We start from the raw sequence: 17,741 nt of genomic DNA on the forward strand, positions 1-17,741 counted from the left end.
TTCCCTGATCCGGGCATTCTGTCCACGCGGATGCACATCCGTGAACGGCGGGAGACGGGGCCGCGGGACCTGGTCCGCGGGCTCCGCGGGCCGACGGGGCCCAGCTCCCGGCCCAGCACCGAGCCCGGCAGCCGAGCGGCCCGCTATTCCCTCTGACACTAGTAATCTCGCGATCTCCTCTTGACTGCCCCACGCTCTACCTCTAGTCTCTCTTCACATTGGTGATAGCACCGTGGGGAACGAGCCCCAGAACCGGAACTCAGAGCGGAGCATCGGATGCCGGACTATACGATCCTCGGGCTGCTCGCCCGGGGCCCCGCGAGCGGATACGACCTCGGCAAGTGGCTGCGCACGGACGGACGCTGGCTGGGACGCGGCACGAGCATGACCCCGGTCTATCGGGCGCTCGCCGACATCGAGTCCCGCGGCTGGGTCTCCACGCGCGTCGAGCCCCGCGAGAACGCCCCCGCGGCCACCGTCTACAGCCTGACGCCCGCGGGCGTCGAGGCGCTCGAGCAGTGGGCCGCGTCCGAGTACCGGCCCGACGAGCGCCCGATGTCCCCCGAGTTCACGCAGCGCCTGAGCTTCGCCGGCCAGCTCGGCCCCCGATACGCGCTCACGATCGTCCGCACCGAGCTCGACTTCCGGCGCCGTCAGCGCGCCGCCGAGCAGGACCCCGTGCTCCCCAGCGAGGGGGCACAGCCGATCCCGGAGATCGACCGCGACTGGCTCACCCGCATCGATGCGCTGACGCACGACCGCGGCTGGCAGTCCACCTCGCTGTTCATCGGCTGGCTCGAGACCACCGAGCGCGAGCTCGTGCGCGAGTGCGAGCGCCGAGGGCTCGACCCCTCCCCCATCGACCGGACCCCCACCTCCCAGGAGACACGATGACCCCCACGGACAGTGCGGCGACGACGCCGCTGTCACCTGCCGTGCGCAGCGCCCAGCGCTACGCGACGTCCCTCGCGCTCATCGCGACCCTCGGCCCGTTCTTCTACGGCTTCGAGGGCATGGTCCTCAACGGCGCGATCAGCGCCGTGGGCACCGAGTTCGAGCTCGGCGCCTTCGCGAAGGGCCTCGCCGGGGCGACCGGGATCCTCGGCGGCCTCATCGGCGCCCTCTTCGCCGGCCGACTGTCCGACCGCATCGGCCGCCGCACGGTGCTGGTGCTCGTCGGCCCCTGCCTGCTGTTCGAGGCGATCCTGGGCGCGTTCAGCCCGTGGCTCGGCGGCTTCCTGTTCCTGCTGCTGTGCCGGATCATCGGCGGGATCGGCTTCGGCGCCGCGACCACCGTCGCGCCCGGCTACGTCGCCGAGATCGCACCCGCGAAGATCCGCGGTCGCCTGATCGCCTTCCGACAGCTCGCGATCATCCTCGGCCTCTTCCTGGCCGGCGTCATCAACGTCGCCGTGACCTCGGCGGCAGGCTCCTCCACGACGGAGCTCGCCCTCGGCCTCAAGGCGTGGCAGTGGATGTTCCTGTGCCTGCTGATCCCGGCGATCTTCTACATCGTGTTCACGGCCCGCATCCCCGAGTCCCCGCGCTGGCTGGTCTCACGGGGCCGCGACGACGAGGCGGCCGCCGTCCTTCGCCGCGTCACCGGCGACCAGGAGCCCGAGGGGCGCGTCGCCGAGATCCGCCGCTCGCTCGGCGAGGGCATGGAGAAGCTGGGGATCCTCGCGATCCTGCGCTCCCACTGGCGCGGACTCGTCATGGTGGGCGTCGCGATCGCCGCCTTCCAGCAGCTGACCGGCACCAACGGCATCTTCTTCTACTCCAACACGCTCTTCGAGGCCGTCGGCTTCTCCGAGGACTCCGCGCTCCAGCAGACCCTGATCCTCACTCTGTTCAAGATCATCGGCGTCACCACGGGGATCCTGCTGGTCGACCGCGTGGGCCGCAAGCGCATGCTCATCGCCGGCGGCACCCTGATCTTCCTGTCCCTCGCCGTGGTCGCCACCGTGTTCACCGTCGCCCCCGTGGTCGACGGCGTGCACGACATCTCCGGCAGCCCCGTGCTCGGGTTCCTCGCCGTCGCCGCCCTGTGCTGCTTCCTGCTCGGGTTCACCTCCTCGTGGGGCCCGATCTTCTCGATCGTCATGGGCGAGATGTTCCCGAACAAGATCCGCGGCGGCGCCATGTCCATCGCCTCCGGAGCGGACTTCTTCGTGAACTTCATGGTCGTGCTGCTGTTCCCCTACCTGGTCGCCTGGTCCCCCGCCGGCACCTACTGGATCTACTGCGCGTTCGGCGTGCTCGCGGTCGCCTTCACGGCGCGCTTCCTGCACGAGACCGGCGGACGTCAGCTCGAGGACATGGGGGAGGTCGCCCGATGAGCACCGCCCGAACGGAGCGCCGCATCCCGGAGAACGTCCGCAACGCCCTGGTGATCATGACCGATCAGCACCGGGTGGACACGATCGGCTGCCTGGGCAATCCCCACGCGCGCACGCCGCATCTGGACCGCCTGGGCGAGGAGGGCTTCGCCTTCACCCATGCGTTCACGCCCACCGCGATCTGCACCCCGGCCCGCGCCTCCCTGCTCACCGGGAAGCATCCCGTGACCCACCAGGTGCTCGCGAACCCCGAGTGGAACATCGCGTACTCGACGGCCCTGGACCCCAGCGCCTGGACATACACGCAGGCGCTGCGCGACCGCGGATACAACGTCGGCCTGGTCGGGAAGTACCACGTGGGCCCGAATCTCCCCGACTGCTTCGGCATGGACGACGACTCCTTCTGGGGCGCCGAGAACCCCGTCGGCAACGAGGAGTACGTGGCCTGGCTCGAGGAGAACGGGCATCCGCCCGTGCGCGCGCACGACCTCTGGCGCGGGACCCTCCCGGGCGACCGGCCCGGCCACGTGCTCGCCGCGCGCCTCGACCAGCCGGAGGAGGCGACCTTCGAGCGCTTCCTCGCGGATCGGGCCATCGCCCGGCTGCGCGAGTACGCGGCCGACTGGACGCAGCACGGGAAGCCGTTCAGCCTGGACGTGCACTTCTTCGGCCCCCACCTGCCCTACTTCCTGCCCGACGAGTGGTTCGACCTCATCGACCCCGACGACGTCACCCTGCCGGAGAGCTTCGGCGACTCCCTCATCGGGAAGCCACCGGTCCAGCAGAACTACGCGACCTACTGGTCGACCTCCTCCTTCTCGCCGGACCAGTGGCGCAAGCTCATCGCCGTGTACTGGGGGTACGTGGCGATGATCGACCACGAGATCGGGCGCATCCTCGATGCGGCCCGGGAGCTCGGGGTCCTCGACGACACGGCGGTGCTGTTCACGGCAGACCACGGGGAGTTCACCGGCGCCCACCGGATGAACGACAAAGGCCCCGCGATGTACGACGACATCTACAACGTCCCGTTCATCGCGCACATCCCCGGGGTCTCGACCGTCGGCCGCTCCGACGCGTTCGTCTCCCTGCTCGACCTGCCCGCGACGGTCCTCGAGATCGCCGGCATCGACGCGCCCGACGAGCTCGACGGCCGGTCGATCGTCGACCTCACCCGCGGCGAGGAGGTCGCCGACTGGCGCCAGGACATCGTGTGCGAGTTCCACGGCCACCACTTCCCGCTGCAGCAGCGGATGCTGCGCACCCGGGACTTCAAGCTCGTGGTCTCCCCCGAGTCGATCAACGAGCTCTACGACCTGCGCACGGATCCCTCGGAGATGACGAACGTGTACACCTCGCCCGTGTACGCGGGCATCCGGCGGGAGCTGGGCACCGAGCTGCACCGGCAGCTGCGCGAGCGCGGCGACCACTCGTTCGCGAAATGGATGGCCGCGGTCACCGACATCGACGTCGAGCTCGTGAACACGGCGCGCTCGGACCTCGACGAGGTGCAGGGCGGCTGACGCTCGACCGACCCGCGCGCGGGTCCGATACGGTGCGGGGAGCCGAGAGGGTCCGCCGGACCCGGAAGGATGACAGCGTGCCCTCCTCCGTTCCCCGCTCCGCCGCGTCCCCGTCGTCGGCCCCGCCCTCGCGGGCCCGACGACTGCTGCGCAGCTACCGCTTCCCCCTGGCCATCCTCACCGGCGTCGTCATCGGCGCGGTCATCGGCCTCGTCCTCGGCGAGCGCGCGAGCGTGCTCAAGCCCTTCGGCACGCTGTTCGTGAACATGATGTTCACGCTCGTGGTACCGCTCGTGTTCTTCTCGATCGCCTCCGCGGTCGCGGGCATGTCCTCGGCCAAGCGGCTCGGGAAGATCCTCGGTGCGATGCTCGCGATCTTCGCCGCGACCGGCATCATCGCCTCGCTGCTGATGATCGCGGCGCTCGGGATCTTCCGCCCCACCGACGGCGTGCAGGTCGAGCTCACCCAGCCCGAGAAGACCGAGGACGTCGGCTCGATCGGCGATCAGCTCGTGCAGACCTTCGTGGTCGACGACTTCTCGAAGATCCTCTCGACCGAGCACATGCTCGCGCTCATCGTCTTCGCGGTGCTCGTGGGGATCGCGACCTCGAGCATCGGGGAGAAGGGCGCGCCGTTCTCACGGTTCCTCAGCTCCGGCTCCGAGGTGTTCCTGAAGTTCACCTCGATCATCATGTACTACGCCCCCATCGGGCTGGGCGCCTACTTCGCGGCGCTCATCGGGGAGCTGGGCGCGCAGCTCGTGGGCGACTACCTGCGTGCCTTCCTCGTCTACTACCCGGTCGCGATCCTCTACTTCCTGATCGCCTTCACCCTCTACTCGTTCCTCGCCGGGGGCAGGCGCGGCGTGAGGCGGTTCTGGGCGCACATCCTGGAGCCCACGGCGGTGTCGCTCGGGACCTCCTCGTCGGTCGCGGCGATCCCCGCGAACCTGCGCGCCGGCGAGAGGATCGGCGTGCCGCGGGACGTGCGCGAGACGATCATCCCGATCGGCGCGACGATCCACATGGAGGGCTCCTCGCTCAGCGCGATCCTCAAGATCGCCTTCCTGTTCGCGGTGTTCCAGCGGGACTTCTTCACACCCTCGAACATCCTCATCGCGGTCGCCGTCGCGCTGCTCTCGGGCATGGTGATGGCCGGGATCCCCTCGGGCGGGTTCATCGGCGAGCTGATGATCATCACGCTCTACGGCTTCCCCGCCGCGGCGCTGCCGATCATCCAGATCATCGGCACCGTCATCGATCCGCCCGCGACCACGGTGAACTCCGTCGGCGACCAGGCGAGCAGCATGCTCGTGGCGCGGGTGCTCGACGGGAAGGACTGGATGGACCAGCCCGACGAGCACGACGAGCACGACCCTGCCGAACCCCTGGCGGCGGACCTCGCCGGCGCACGAACGGAGTGACCATGGACCTCACCGCCCTCCCCCGCCGCCGGTACACCGACGGCCCCACGCCGCTGCAGCACCTGGAGCGCCTGAGCGCCGAGCTGGGCGGGCCGGAGATCTGGGTCAAGCGCGACGACCTGCTGGGCCTCGCCCTGGGCGGGAACAAGACCCGCAAGCTCGAGTTCCTCGTCGCCGACGCCCTGGCCCGCGGCGCCGACTGCCTGGTCACGGCCGGCGGCGTGCAGTCCAACCACTGCCGGCTCACCCTGGCCGCCTCCCGCGTCGAGGGCCTCGCCTGCCACCTCGTGCTCGAGGAGGACCTGGGGGCCGACGGCGCGGCCGTCCCGGACGGGAATCCGCCCGAGGACACGGGCAACCGCTTCCTCTTCGACCTGCTCGGCGCGGAGACCGTGGAGGTGCACCCGCACGGCGCCGACCTCGGCGCCCGCATGGAGGAGATCGCCCGGGAGCTCGAGGCCGCCGGCGCCCGCCCCTACGTGATCCCGATCGGGGGCTCCAACGCCCTGGGCGCGCTCGGGTACGTGGATGCGGCCGACGAGCTGCTGCGCCAGGTCGACGAAGCGGGACTCGAGGTCGACGAGATCGTGACCCCGAGCGGCTCCGCCGGGATGCAGGCGGGACTCGTCGCCGGACTGCACGCGGCGGGCAGCGGGATCGACGTGGTCGGCATCAACGTGAGCCGCTCGCGCGAGGAGCAGGAGCCGAAGATCGCAGCGCTCGCCCGGGAGGTCACGCAGCTGCTGGGCCTGCCAGAGGTGCCGCGCGAGAAGGTCGTGGGGCTCGGCGACTTCGTCGGCCCCGGATACGCGCTGCCCACGCCCGGCATGGTCGAGGCGCTGCGGCTGTTCGCGCGCACCGAGGGCCTGGTGCTCGATCCGGTCTACACGGGCAAGGCCGCGGCAGGGCTGGCGGCCCGTATCCGCAGCGGCGAGCTCGGTCCCGGGCAGACGGTCGTGCTCGTGCACTCCGGCGGGGTGCCGGGCCTGTTCGCGCGCACCGCTGCCTTCGCCTGAGCCGGCAGCCGCACCCGCGGGATCAGCCCCGGTAGAAGCCCTGGTAGACGGCGTCGAAGGGGGCGCGGCCGTGCTGGCGGTGCTCGATCGCGCTGGTGACCACGCGCTTCGCGGTGCGCGCGGCGTCGAGCGCGTCGGCGCCCTTCGCGAGCTCGGCGGTGACGGCCGCGGCGAGCGTGCAGCCGGCCCCGGAGACGCGGTGCTCCCCGATCTTCGGGCTGCGCAGGACGACCTCGCGCTCGTCGTCGACGAAGACGTCGACGGCGTCCTCGCCGGCGAGCTCGACGCCGCCCTTGGCGAGCACCGTCACGCCCCAGCGCTCGTGGATCGCGCGCGCGGCGGCGGTGAGGTCCTCGAGGGAGTCGAGGGGACCCGTGCCCGCGAGGATCCGGGTCTCCCCCAGGTTCGGGGTGACGAAGGTGGCGCGCGGGAGGATCTTCGCCATCAGCGCGTCGTCCGTGGCGCGGGCGGGGGTGTCCCCCTCGCCCTCCTTGCAGATCATCACCGGATCGAGCACCACGTGCGGGAAGTCGTGCTCGGCGAGCGCCCCCGCGACGGCGTCGATCGTCTCCGGGGTGCCGAGCATGCCGAGCTTCACGGCGTCGATCTCGTGGACGGCGGTGCTCGACTCGATCTGGTCGGCGATCGTCCCCGGGTCGATCGACACGAAGCGGTGCGCCCAGCCGTCCTGCGGATCGAAGCTGACGATGCAGGTCAGCGTGACAGTGCCGAAGACTCCGAGCTGGTGGAAGGTCTTGATGTCGGTCTGCGCGCCCGCGCCCCCTGTGGCCTCGGAGCCGGCGATGGCGAGGGCGACGTGGACCATGGGGACCTCCGGGAGCTGGGGTCGGCGGCGGTGTGCGATGCGGCCGACGGGGAACGGGCGATCGCCCACTCTACGACCCGGGCCGATAGTGTGCGGGGGTGCCCGGATCAGCATCGGACGGGCTCTGGGCCCGGCATCTGGGTCCGAGCCTGAAGTTCCTCACCGTGGGCGGCCTCGTCTTCCTGTTCGACGCCGCCCTCTACAACCTGCTCGTCTTCTGGTCCCCCGCGACCGGCTGGGGGCACGGACTGCTGCACGCGCATCCGATCAGCGCGAAGGTGCTCACGATCGTCGCGGCCTCGTCCCTCACCTACCTGGGCAATCGGCTCTGGACCTACCGCGACCGGCCGAGCCCCCGCACCGCCCGCTCGATCCTCGTGTTCGTGGGCCTCAACGTGCTCGCCTCGGCCCTGCAGCTCGCCTGCCTCGGCTTCTCGCGGTACGTGCTGGGCCTGGACTCCGCCCTCGCCGACAACGTCTCCGGCACGCTCGTCGGACAGGTGGTCTCGACCACCTTCCGATATCTCACCTATGGGCGATTCGTGTTCCCGCACGACCACGAGACGGCGCCCGAGGACGCCGACATCGCCTCGGACGAGCGCACCGGCTCCCTGCAGGACCGCTGACCGTCCTAGAATCCAGGCAGACCGGCGGACATCCTCCGCGTCGGCCTCGGCGTTCCACCGGCACGCCGCTCCGCCCACCCGGGTTGCGACCTTTCCCGCCCCGGGGCGTCGATGAGGACAGTCATGACTACAACAACCGAGGCCAAGAGCGGTTTCAGTCCGCGCGTGGCCCTGCAGAAGGTCGGCACCTCGCTGTCGAACATGGTGATGCCGAACATCCCGGCGCTCATCGCCTGGGGCATCCTCACCGCGTTCTTCATCGCTGACGGCTGGACCCCGAACGCCGCTCTCGAGAGCGCGACGACGCCGATGATCCACTATCTGCTGCCGCTGCTCATCGCGAACACCGGCGGGCGGATGGTCTACGAGGCCAGGGGCGCCGTCGTGGGCGTCATCGCGACCATGGGGGTGATCGCCGGATCCGACTGGCTGATCGCCCAGGACAACGCCGAGATGCTCAAGCAGTGGGTCGCCGCAGGCAAGGACGCCGCCGACTACACCGAGCTGGGCCAGGTCCACATGTTCATCGGCGCGATGATCATGGCGCCGCTCGCCGCGTGGCTCATGAAGAAGCTCGACCGGCTGTGGCAGGACCACATCCCCGCCGGCTTCGAGATGCTCGTGAACATGTTCTCGGCCGGCATCTTCGGCTTCATCATGCTGGTGATCGGCTTCTTCGGACTGGCTCCGCTCGTGAACGGCCTGATGAGCCTGCTCTCCAGCGGCGTCGAGGCCCTGGTGCACGCGCATCTCCTTCCGCTCGTGTCGATCCTCATCGAGCCCGCGAAGGTCTTCTTCCTCAACAACGCGATCAACCACGGCGTGCTGACCCCGCTGGGGCTCTCGCAGGCATCGCAGAGCGGCAAGTCGGTCCTGTTCCTCCTCGAGGCGAACCCCGGCCCGGGCGTCGGCATCCTGCTGGCCTACACCTTCTTCGGTCGTGGCGCTGCGCGCGCCTCGGCCCCCGGCGCCGCCCTCATCCAGTTCTTCGGCGGCATCCACGAGATCTACTTCCCGTACGTGCTCATGAAGCCGATCCTGATCCTCGCTGCGATCGGCGGCGGCATGACCGGCGTCGCGATCAACGTCGCCTTCGGCACCGGACTCATCGCCCCGGCCTCGCCGGGATCGATCTTCGCGATCTTCGGCGTGGCCGCGCGGGACTCCTATCTGGGCATCTCCCTGGCAGTGCTGGGCGCGGCCGCGGTGAGCTTCGTGCTCTCCATGCTGTTCCTGAAGATCGGCAAGCAGGACGACGGCGACATCGCCTCGGCCACCGCGAAGATGGAGCAGATGAAGGGCAAGAAGTCCTCCGTCGCCGGTGCGCTCACCGGCGCTGCCGCGGCGGGCGGCGCGGCAGGCGCAGCGGCGGCTGCCGACGATTCGTCGCACACCGGCCCGATCCAGCGGATCGTGTTCGCCTGCGATGCGGGCATGGGCTCCTCGGCGATGGGCGCGACGGTGCTGCGCAAGAAGGTGCGCGCCGCCGGCTTCGACGACGTCGAGGTCACCAACAAGGCGATCTCGAGCCTGAACGACGAGTGGGACGTGGTGGTGACGCAGAAGGAGCTCACCGACCGCGCCCGCCAGCGCACCGGCTCGGCGATCCAGGTGAGCGTCGACCAGTTCATGAACTCGCCGCGCTACGACGAGGTCGTCGAGCTCGTCGAGCAGCGCAACAACCCCGATGCCGCAGAGGCCGACGACTCCGCCGGTGATCAGGCCGGGTCCGACGCCGCCTCCGCTGGGACTGCCGGGGATGCTGGCACCGGCGGTGCCGTCGCCGCGACCGGGGCCGGAACAGCCGCGGGCGCCGGCGCTGGGGCCGCAGCGGCCTCCGCGAACACGCACCGCGCCGAGCCCGCCCAGGAGCCGTCGTCGAGCGACGCCGCGTCGGCCGATCAGGGCCCCGAGATCCTCTCGGCGTCCTCGATCGTGCTCGACGGCAGCGCCGGTTCGGCCGACGCCGCGATCGACGAGGCCGGCGGCCTGCTGGTCCGCGCCGGCGCGGTCGACACCGAGTACGTGAGCGCGATGCACGATCGCGAGGCGACCGTCTCGACGTTCATGGGCAACGGCCTGGCGATCCCCCACGGCACGAACGAGGCGAAGGAGTCGATCTCCCGCTCGGCCATGTCGTTCGTGCGCTACCCGAACGGGATCGACTGGAACGGCAACCCCGTGACCTTCGTCGTGGGCATCGCGGGCGTGGGCAACGAGCACCTCGCCCTGCTGCAGAACGTCGCCATGACGTTCTCCGACCCCGCGCAGGTGGAGCGCCTCGAGAAGGCCACCACCGCGCAGGAGATCCTGGACATCTTCTCCGAGGACAAGGACTGATCCGGTATGGCCAGCAAGAAGGCAGTGCATTTCGGCGCCGGCAACATCGGCCGCGGCTTCGTGGGGCTGCTGCTCCACGAGGCCGGGTACGAGGTCGTCTTCGCGGACGTCGCCGACGCCCTCATCGATTCCCTCGAAGCCGCGGACTCCTACACGGTGCGGACCGTCGGCCAGCACCCGACGGAGACCGTCGTCGACGGCTTCCGCGCCATCAACTCGGGGAAGGACGTCGAGTCCCTCACCGGTGAGATCGCCTCCGCCGACGTGGTCACCACGGCCGTGGGCGTGCACATCCTGCGGTTCGTGGCGCCGGCGATCGCCGCCGGTATCGCCGCGCGCCCGGCCGGCGCACCCCGCGTCGCCGTGATGGCCTGCGAGAACGCGATCAACGCGACGGACGCCCTCGAGGAGGAGATCCGGAAGAACTACGAGGGCGACGACCTCGACGCCCGGGCGCTGTTCGCGAACACCGCCGTGGACCGGATCGTGCCCGTCCAGGACCCTGCCGCGGGCCTCGACGTCACCGTCGAGGACTTCCACGAGTGGGCCGTGGACCGCACGCCCTTCGACGGGAACGTGCCCGACATCCCGGGCGTGACCTGGGTGGACGACCTCGCCCCGTACATCGAGCGGAAGCTGTTCACGGTCAACACCGGCCACGCCACCACCGCGTGGCACGGCTGGAGGGCCGGTCACGCGACCATCGCCGACGCCATCGAGGACCCGGCCGTCGAGGCCAAGGTCCGCGAGGTGCTCGCCGAGACCTCCGAGCTGCTCATCGCCAAGCACGGCTTCGACGCGCAGACGCAGCAGGACTACGCGACCAAGGTGCTCGGGCGCTTCCACAACCGCGCCCTGCCCGATCCCGTCGAGCGCGTGGGCCGCGCGCCCCTGCGCAAGCTCTCCCGGCACGACCGCATCGTCGGCCCCGCCGCCGAGCTCGCCGAGCGCGACATGGCCGCCCAGGGTCTCCTGGACTCCTTCGCCGCCGCGCTCGCCTTCACTCCGGAGGGCGACGAGGAGGCGGACCGGCTGCAGGAGATCCTGCGCACCCAGGACGCCGACGGCGCGACCGCCGAGATCACCGGGCTCGAGCCCGAGCATCCGCTGCACTCGCAGGTCAAGGAGAGGATCGCCGAGAGGCAGTCCGTGCTCTGACCAGGCGGGCGAGCCCCTGGGCATCCCGTGGGCGTCCGGCGGGCGTCCGGCTCCAGGACATCGCCCATCGGCGTCCGATATCGTCCCTGAGTACTCCCGATCCAGCGCGCGGGCAGACCCGTCCGCGCCCCGCGCCGCCGCCCCGTGCGGCGGTCCATCGAAAGGCTGAACCATGGCAGAGCGCACCGTCACCATCGCCAGCGCCTCCGGGCTCCACGCGCGCCCGGCGGCCATCTTCTCGAAGGCCGCCGGCGAGCAGCCCGCGACCGTCACCATCGAGAAGGCCGGCGGCAACGCCGTCCAGGCGTCGAGCATCCTCATGCTCATGACCCTCGGCGCCGGCCACGGCGACGAGGTGACCCTGCGCGCCGAGGGCGACGGCGCCGACGAGTCCGTCGCGGCGCTCGCCGCGCTCCTCGAGAAGGATCTCGACGCCGAGGAGTGATCCCGCGGCGGGCCCCGTCGGCCCGTGGTCCCACAAGATATGAGGGCCACGAACCGGATCTCACCGATCCTGGTTCGTGGCCCTCATATCTTCGCCCCCGCGGGCGCGCGGGCGGGCGTCCGCGTCAGAGGCCGAGCTCTCCCAGGATGGGGAGGCCGGCGCGGACGGCATCGCGGGCGTCGTCCGCGGTGCGCGCGGAGACGGCGGCGGTCGCGAGCTGCTTCGCCTGCTCGAGGGAGACCGTGGAGAGCACCTTCGCGACCGCCGGCAGGGAGCGCGGGGTCATCGAGAGGCTGTTGACGCCCAGGCCCACGAGCACGACCGCGAGACCCGGGTCGCCCGCGGCCTCGCCGCACACGCCCACCGGCTTCGCGGCGCTCTCGCCGAAGGCCTCGGGGTCGCCGCCCGCCGCGCGGGCGCCGTCGCAGGTGGCCTTCACGAGGGTGAGCACCGCCGGCTGCCACGGGTTGTTCAGGTGGGCGAGGGTGCCGAGCATGCGGTCGGCGGCCATCGTGTACTGGGTGAGGTCGTTGGTGCCGATCGAGGCGAAGTCGCACGCGGCCAGCTGCCGGTCCGCGGTGACCGCGGCCGAGGGCGTCTCGACCATGATCCCGGCCGGGGCGAGGTCGCGCTCGCGGCACAGGCCCACGAAGTCCTCGGTGTCCTCGGTGGTCGAGATCATCGGGGCCATCACCCACACCTTCGCGTCGCTCTGCTTCGCGGCGGCGGAGATGGCGTCGAGCTGGTTCGTCAGCACCGAGCGCTTCTCCCACGAGGTGCGATAGGCCCGCACGCCGAGCGCGGGGTTCGGCTCGTCGGTGTCGGTGAGGAAGGGCAGGGGCTTGTCGGCGCCCGCGTCGATCGTGCGCACCACGACCTTCTTGCCGGGGAACGACGCGAAGGCCTCGAGGTAGGCCTTCGTCTGCTCCTCGACGGTCGGCTCGTCCTCGCGGTCCAGGAACAGGAACTCGGTGCGGAACAGGCCCACGCCGTCGGCATGCGCCGCGGCCGCGGCCTTCGCGTCCTTCGCGCCGCCGATGTTGGCCAGCAGCTGCATGCGGGTGCCGTCGGTGAGCTCGATCCCGCCGCCCTCGTAGGTCAGCGGGTTCTTCTGCAGCTCGGTCCAGGCCTCGGCGAAGCGCCGGTGCTCGTCGGTGACGTCGTCGGTGATGGTGCCGAAGCCGGCGTCGACGAACACCTCGGTGCCGTCGGCGATGTCGAGCACGCCCTTGGCGGCGACGATCGCGGGCAGGCCCAGCTGACGCGCGAGGATCGCGGTGTGCGACTGGGGGCCGCCGTCCGAGGTCACCAGGGCCATCACCAGCGCGGGGTCAAGGGTCGCGGTGTCCGCCGGGGCGAGATCGGTCGCCGTGAGCACGAAGGGCTCCTCGACATCGGGGATGCCGGGGGCCTGCTCGCCGCGCAGCTCGGCGACGATCCGGCCGCGCACGTCCTTGACGTCGGCCGCGCGCTCGGCCATGTATCCGCCCAGGCCCTCGAGCATCGAGGCGACCTGGTCGCCGGCCTCCCACACGGCGCGCGCCGCGGAGGCTCCGCCGGCGAGCACGAAGCCCTGCGCGGTCTGGGTGAGGGAGGGGTCGGCCGCCATCTGCGCGGTCGCCTCGAGCACGGCCTTCCCGTCGCCCGGTGCGTGCTCGGCGCGATGCGTGAGCGCCTTCTGCACACTCGCAGCGGCCTCGGCGATGCGCGCGGCCTCGGCCTGCGGATCCGCGCCCTCGGGGATCTTCTCGCCGACGGGCGGCTCCGCGACCGGCGGCGCCATCGTCCGGACCGTGCCGACGACGCGGCCGGGGCTGACCGCCACACCTGTGTACTGGGACATCTCGGACTCCCTCTGTGATGGGCCCGTGGGGGAGGTATCGGGCGCGCTGGATCACCTCATGCTACGTGCCCGGCGGGGCGTGCGCGGAGCCGTGGACGCTCCCCGCGGGAGCCCGTGGAGCGGGGCGGGCACGGGCCCGAGGACCGGGGCGGACGCCGTCACGAAGCGGTCACGGTCGGCCGGTCCCGACCCCACCGCGACCAGGACTGTCCTAGAGTCGAGACGTCGGCTCGACGTCGAGCGGGCACCCGCCCCACCCCGCTGCGCACTCCCCCTCCCGCTGCAGCTCCCCACCCCCATCCCGTGTCTTCGAAGGAGAAGAACATGTTGGATCGCAGACGTTTCCTCGCCCTCTCCTCCACCGCCCTCGGTGTCGGCGCGCTCGCCGCCTGCGGCTCGGGAGGCGATTCCGGTTCCGGCGGCGACGGCGGCACCGACGTCGAGGTCTTCACCTGGTGGGCCTCCGGCTCCGAGAAGGCCGGCCTCGACGCCCTGGTCAAGGTCTTCGGGGAGCAGCACTCGGACTTCACGTTCGTCAACGGGGCGGTCGCGGGCGGCGCGGGCTCCGCAGCGAAGGACATGCTGCAGTCGCGCCTCCAGGCGAGCGACCCGCCGGACACCTTCCAGGCCCACGCGGGCGCCGAGCTCCAGGACTACATCGACGCCGCACAGATCGAGGACGTCTCCGGCCTCTACGACGAGTACAAGCTCACCGATGCCTTCCCGAAGGACCTCGTGGACCGCCTGACGGTCGAGGGGAAGATCTACTCGATCCCCTCGAACATCCACCGCTCGAACGTGGTGTGGGCGAACGCGAAGGTGCTCGAGAAGGCGGGGATCGACACGAAGAAGGCCCCGGGCAGCGTCGACGACTTCCTCGCCGACCTCGAGAAGGCGAAGGGCGCGGGCGTGACCGCGCTGTCCGTCGGCACCACCTGGTGCCAGGTGAACCTGCTCGAGGCCATCCTCATGTCCGAGCTCGGCTCCGAGAAGTACAACGGGCTGTTCGACGGGAAGACCGCCTGGGACGACGCCGCCGTGACCTCCTCGCTCGAGGCGTTCCAGAAGATGATGGGGTACACGAACAGCGACCGCGACTCCCTGGACTGGCCCGACGCGACCCAGCAGCTGATCGACGGCAAGGCCGCCTACAACGTGATGGGCGACTGGGCGGAGGCCGCGTTCCAGCAGGCGAAGCTCAAGGACGGCGAGGACTACACGTACTTCCCGCTGCCCGGCAAGGAGAAGATCTTCGGCTTCCTCGCCGACTCCTTCACCCTGCCCGTCGGCGCCCCGAACGCCGACGGCGCGAAGGCCTGGCTCGACACCCTCTCCTCGAAGGACGGCCAGCTCGCCTTCAACCTCGCCAAGGGCTCGATCCCCGCGCGCACCGATGTCGACGAGTCCCAGTTCGGCACCTACTCGCAGACGGCCCTGAAGTCCTTCGCCGAGGACGCGATCTCCCCGTCGATCGCCCACGGCGCCGCGGTCCCGGTGGCCTGGCTCAACGATCTCTCGGACGCCACCAGCCAGTTCACCACGGGCGCCTCCGACCTCGCGGCCTACCAGAAGGCGCTGGTCGCGGCGGCCGACAAGTACGCGAGCTGAGGCACGGAGCTCGATGCGATCCCGCGTGCGCCGGTACGGACCGCCGCTGCTGCTCATCTCCCCCTCGCTGGTGCTGGTGGGCGTCTTCGTCTACGTGCTCATCGCGAGGAACCTGTGGACGTCGATGACCGACAACCACACGGCCGCGCAGGCGAACGGCCGCAAGGACGTCTCCTTCGTGTTCCTCGAGAACTACGTCGCCCTGTTCAAGAGCCCGCAGTTCCAGCACTCGCTGTGGAACCTGGTGCTGTTCACGGCCGTGTTCCTCGTGGGCGCGATGATCGTGGGCTTCGTGTGGGCGTGGCTGCTGGAGCGGCCGCTGCCGGGCGGCCGCGTCTTCCAGACCGTGTACCTGTTCCCGATGGCGATCTCCTTCGTCGCCTCGGGCGTGGTGTGGCGATGGCTGCTGAACTCGAACCAGGGCGACAGTGCGACGGGCCTGAACCGCCTGTTCCAGATGGTCGGCCTCGACGTGCTCGAGAACCCCTGGTGGAACCAGGTCACCTTCGGCATCGCCGCGATCGCGATCCCCGCGATCTGGCAGCTCTCGGGCTACGTCATGGCGCTGTTCCTCGCGGGCTTCCGCGGGGTGCCCGACGATCTGCGCGAGGCCGCCCGCATGGACGGCGCGAGCAGCCTGCAGATGTACCGCCACGTGATCTTCCCGCAGCTCACGCCGGTGCTCATGAGCGCGATCGTCATCATCGCGCACATGTCGCTGAAGTCCTTCGACCTCATCATGTCGATCTCGAAGCCCGCGAACTACCAGACCAAGGTGCCCGCGGTGGACATGTACGTGTTCAAGTCGAGCTTCGACTACGCCAACGCGGCGGCCGTGGGCACGGTGCTGCTCGCGTTCATCGCGATCCTCATCGTCCCCTACCTGATCCAGCAGCACCGGGAGCGCACCCGATGAACACCACGACGTCCGCGCCGCCGAGCGCCGCGCCGCTCGGCGAGAGCTCCCCGCTCGCCTCCCGCGGCCGCGGCGCCCCGGGCACCCGGCCCACGCCCGTCGGCCGCACCCTGCGCTACCTCGTCATCCTGCTGGGCGTGCTGTTCGTGCTGATCCCGGTGTACGTGCTGGTCATCACGAGCTTCAAGACCGGCGGTGACGCGAGCCCCGCGCGGGCCTGGGCGCTCCCGCACACCTGGACCTTCGAGAACTGGCAACGGGCATGGACGGCGCTCGCCCCGGCGCTGGGCCGGAGCCTCTCGCTGGTCATCCCCTCGACGATCATCTCCTCGGTGCTGGGCTGTCTGAACGGCTTCGTCCTCTCGCGGTGGCGCTTCCCGGGGGCCGACATCGTCTTCACTCTCATCCTGTTCGGGATGTTCCTGCCCTACCAGGCGGTGATGATCCCCCTGCTGCAGCTGGTGCTCGCGACCGAGATCCCCAACGGCATCCCCTCGCTGATCCTGCTGCACGTGGTCTTCGGCATCCCCATCACCACCCTGATCTTCCGCAACTACTTCGAGACGATCCCGCACGAGCTCATCGAGGCCGCGACCGTGGACGGCGCGGGCATGCTGCGCACCTTCTCCTCGGTCGCGCTGCCGATCGCGATCCCCGGCTTCGTGGTCGTGGGGATCTGGCAGTTCACGAGCGCCTGGAACGACTTCCTGTTCGCGGTGTTCTTCTCGACCCCGCGCAACGGGCCGGTCACCCTCGCCCTGAACAACCTGGCCAACGGCGCGCTGCTCACCGACTACGGGGTCTCGATGGCGGGCGCGCTGCTCGCCTCGCTGCCCACCCTCGTGGTCTATGTGCTTCTCTCGCGCTACTTCATCGCCGGTCTCATGTCCGGCTCGGTGAAGGGCTGAGCGGCATGGGACGACGAGCGGAGAGCCCGGCGGGACCGCCCGCGCCGGCACCCGCCGCTGCCCAGCATCCGGCCGCTCCCCCGCATCCGGCCGCGCAGACTCCCGTCGGACCCGCGCCCGCCGTCGACCCCGTCGGACCTGCGCCCGACCACCCGGCCACGACCGATAGGCTCGCCACCATGGATGAACGCAGCTCCTACCTCCTCGTCGACGGCGAGAACATCGACGCCACGTTGGGCCTCTCGGTCCTCGGGCGCCGCCCGCACCCCGAGGAGAGGCCGCGCTGGAACACGCTGCTGAGCTTCATCCAGGAGCACTGGGCCGAGCCCACCCACGGGCTGTTCTTCCTGGCGGTCGCGAGCGACCTTCCCGCGAGCTTCGTGCAGGCGCTGCTCGCCATGGGCTACACGCCGATCCCGCTGCGCGGCGACGGCAAGGTCGTGGACATCGCCATCCAGCGCACCCTCACCGCCCTCAAGGACCGTGCGGCCGACGTGGCCCTGGTCAGCCACGACCGCGACTTCGTGGACCAGATGCGCGACCTCTCGGAGGACGAGGAGCGGCGCCTCGCGGTCGTCGGCTTCCGCGAGTTCATGGCCTCCGACCTGCGGCAGGTGCCGCGCGTGGAGATCCTCGACCTCGAGTTCGACGCCGGGACGTTCACCAGCCCGCTGCCGCGCGTGCGCGTCATCGAGATCGACGAGTTCGACCCGTACGAGTTCATCTGACCCCGGGCGTCACGGGCGGCCGACGCCGCCCCCTGCTCACA

Annotated in this window: 15 protein-coding genes; 13 read left to right on the forward strand and 2 right to left on the reverse strand. The window is 70.6% G+C overall.

Going from position 1 to position 17,741, the window contains the following annotated elements; genetic code table 11:
• The first annotated feature begins 276 nt into the window (after window positions 1-276).
• The 5 genes from M4486_RS12185 to M4486_RS12205 all read left to right on the forward strand — a co-directional run bounded on the left by M4486_RS12185 (window position 277) and on the right by M4486_RS12205 (window position 6,302).
• On the forward strand, window positions 277-894 hold the full coding sequence (locus M4486_RS12185; RefSeq protein WP_249477461.1) for a PadR family transcriptional regulator: 618 nt from the start codon (window positions 277-279) through the stop codon (window positions 892-894).
• A complete protein-coding gene (locus M4486_RS12190) occupies window positions 891-2,339 on the forward strand; it encodes a sugar porter family MFS transporter (protein ID WP_249477463.1) in 1,449 nt (482 codons plus the stop codon). Before M4486_RS12185 ends, M4486_RS12190 begins: the two co-directional genes overlap by 4 nt.
• Window positions 2,336-3,862 carry a sulfatase family protein gene (locus M4486_RS12195; RefSeq protein ID WP_249477465.1) on the forward strand — a complete coding sequence of 509 codons (1,527 nt, stop codon included), beginning with the start codon at window positions 2,336-2,338 and terminating at the stop codon, window positions 3,860-3,862. The genes M4486_RS12190 and M4486_RS12195 overlap by 4 nt, the downstream gene beginning before the upstream one ends.
• 77 nt (window positions 3,863-3,939) lie before the next feature.
• Complete coding sequence (locus M4486_RS12200; RefSeq protein ID WP_249477467.1) at window positions 3,940-5,286, forward strand: dicarboxylate/amino acid:cation symporter; 1,347 nt, start codon at window positions 3,940-3,942, stop codon at window positions 5,284-5,286.
• Between the two features lie 2 nt (window positions 5,287-5,288).
• Window positions 5,289-6,302, forward strand: a complete 1,014-nt coding sequence (locus M4486_RS12205; protein WP_249477469.1) for a D-cysteine desulfhydrase family protein — start codon at window positions 5,289-5,291, stop codon at window positions 6,300-6,302.
• 22 nt (window positions 6,303-6,324) lie between these two features.
• Here M4486_RS12205 and M4486_RS12210 read toward each other — a convergent pair whose 3' ends face one another.
• Window positions 6,325-7,128, reverse strand: a complete 804-nt coding sequence (locus M4486_RS12210; protein ID WP_249477470.1) for a hydroxymethylpyrimidine/phosphomethylpyrimidine kinase — start codon at window positions 7,126-7,128, stop codon at window positions 6,325-6,327.
• 98 nt (window positions 7,129-7,226) lie between these two features.
• On the opposite strand from M4486_RS12210, the gene M4486_RS12215 reads away from it, so the two are divergent.
• From M4486_RS12215 to M4486_RS12230, 4 genes are all read left to right on the forward strand, one after another.
• Window positions 7,227-7,754 (forward strand): GtrA family protein, encoded by a 528-nt coding sequence (locus M4486_RS12215; RefSeq protein WP_249477471.1) that lies wholly within the window; start codon window positions 7,227-7,229, stop codon window positions 7,752-7,754.
• Between the two features lie 123 nt (window positions 7,755-7,877).
• Entirely contained in the window at window positions 7,878-10,094 is a 2,217-nt protein-coding gene (locus M4486_RS12220; protein ID WP_249477472.1) for a PTS sugar transporter subunit IIA, read from the forward strand.
• 6 nt (window positions 10,095-10,100) lie between these two features.
• On the forward strand, window positions 10,101-11,252 hold the full coding sequence (locus M4486_RS12225; protein WP_249477473.1) for a mannitol-1-phosphate 5-dehydrogenase: 1,152 nt from the start codon (window positions 10,101-10,103) through the stop codon (window positions 11,250-11,252).
• Between the two features lie 172 nt (window positions 11,253-11,424).
• Window positions 11,425-11,697, forward strand: a complete 273-nt coding sequence (locus tag M4486_RS12230) for an HPr family phosphocarrier protein (protein ID WP_152353681.1) — start codon at window positions 11,425-11,427, stop codon at window positions 11,695-11,697.
• 124 nt (window positions 11,698-11,821) lie between these two features.
• Here M4486_RS12230 and ptsP read toward each other — a convergent pair whose 3' ends face one another.
• Window positions 11,822-13,540: a phosphoenolpyruvate--protein phosphotransferase gene (gene ptsP / locus M4486_RS12235; protein ID WP_249477474.1), complete on the reverse strand. Its 1,719-nt coding sequence runs from the start codon at window positions 13,538-13,540 to the stop codon at window positions 11,822-11,824.
• A gap of 324 nt (window positions 13,541-13,864) precedes the next feature.
• On the opposite strand from ptsP, the gene M4486_RS12240 reads away from it, so the two are divergent.
• From M4486_RS12240 to M4486_RS12255, 4 genes are all read left to right on the forward strand, one after another.
• Window positions 13,865-15,148, forward strand: a complete 1,284-nt coding sequence (locus M4486_RS12240) for an ABC transporter substrate-binding protein (RefSeq protein ID WP_249477475.1) — start codon at window positions 13,865-13,867, stop codon at window positions 15,146-15,148.
• 13 nt (window positions 15,149-15,161) lie between these two features.
• Entirely contained in the window at window positions 15,162-16,064 is a 903-nt protein-coding gene (locus tag M4486_RS12245; protein ID WP_249477476.1) for a carbohydrate ABC transporter permease, read from the forward strand.
• Window positions 16,061-16,972 (forward strand): carbohydrate ABC transporter permease, encoded by a 912-nt coding sequence (locus M4486_RS12250; protein ID WP_249477477.1) that lies wholly within the window; start codon window positions 16,061-16,063, stop codon window positions 16,970-16,972. The genes M4486_RS12245 and M4486_RS12250 overlap by 4 nt, the downstream gene beginning before the upstream one ends.
• Before the next feature lie 179 nt (window positions 16,973-17,151).
• On the forward strand, window positions 17,152-17,700 hold the full coding sequence (locus M4486_RS12255) for an NYN domain-containing protein (protein ID WP_249477478.1): 549 nt from the start codon (window positions 17,152-17,154) through the stop codon (window positions 17,698-17,700).
• Window positions 17,701-17,741 lie beyond the last annotated feature (41 nt).

It is taken from the genome of Brachybacterium kimchii (assembly GCF_023373525.1).
GTDB classification, from domain to species: Bacteria; Actinomycetota; Actinomycetes; order Actinomycetales; family Dermabacteraceae; genus Brachybacterium; species Brachybacterium kimchii.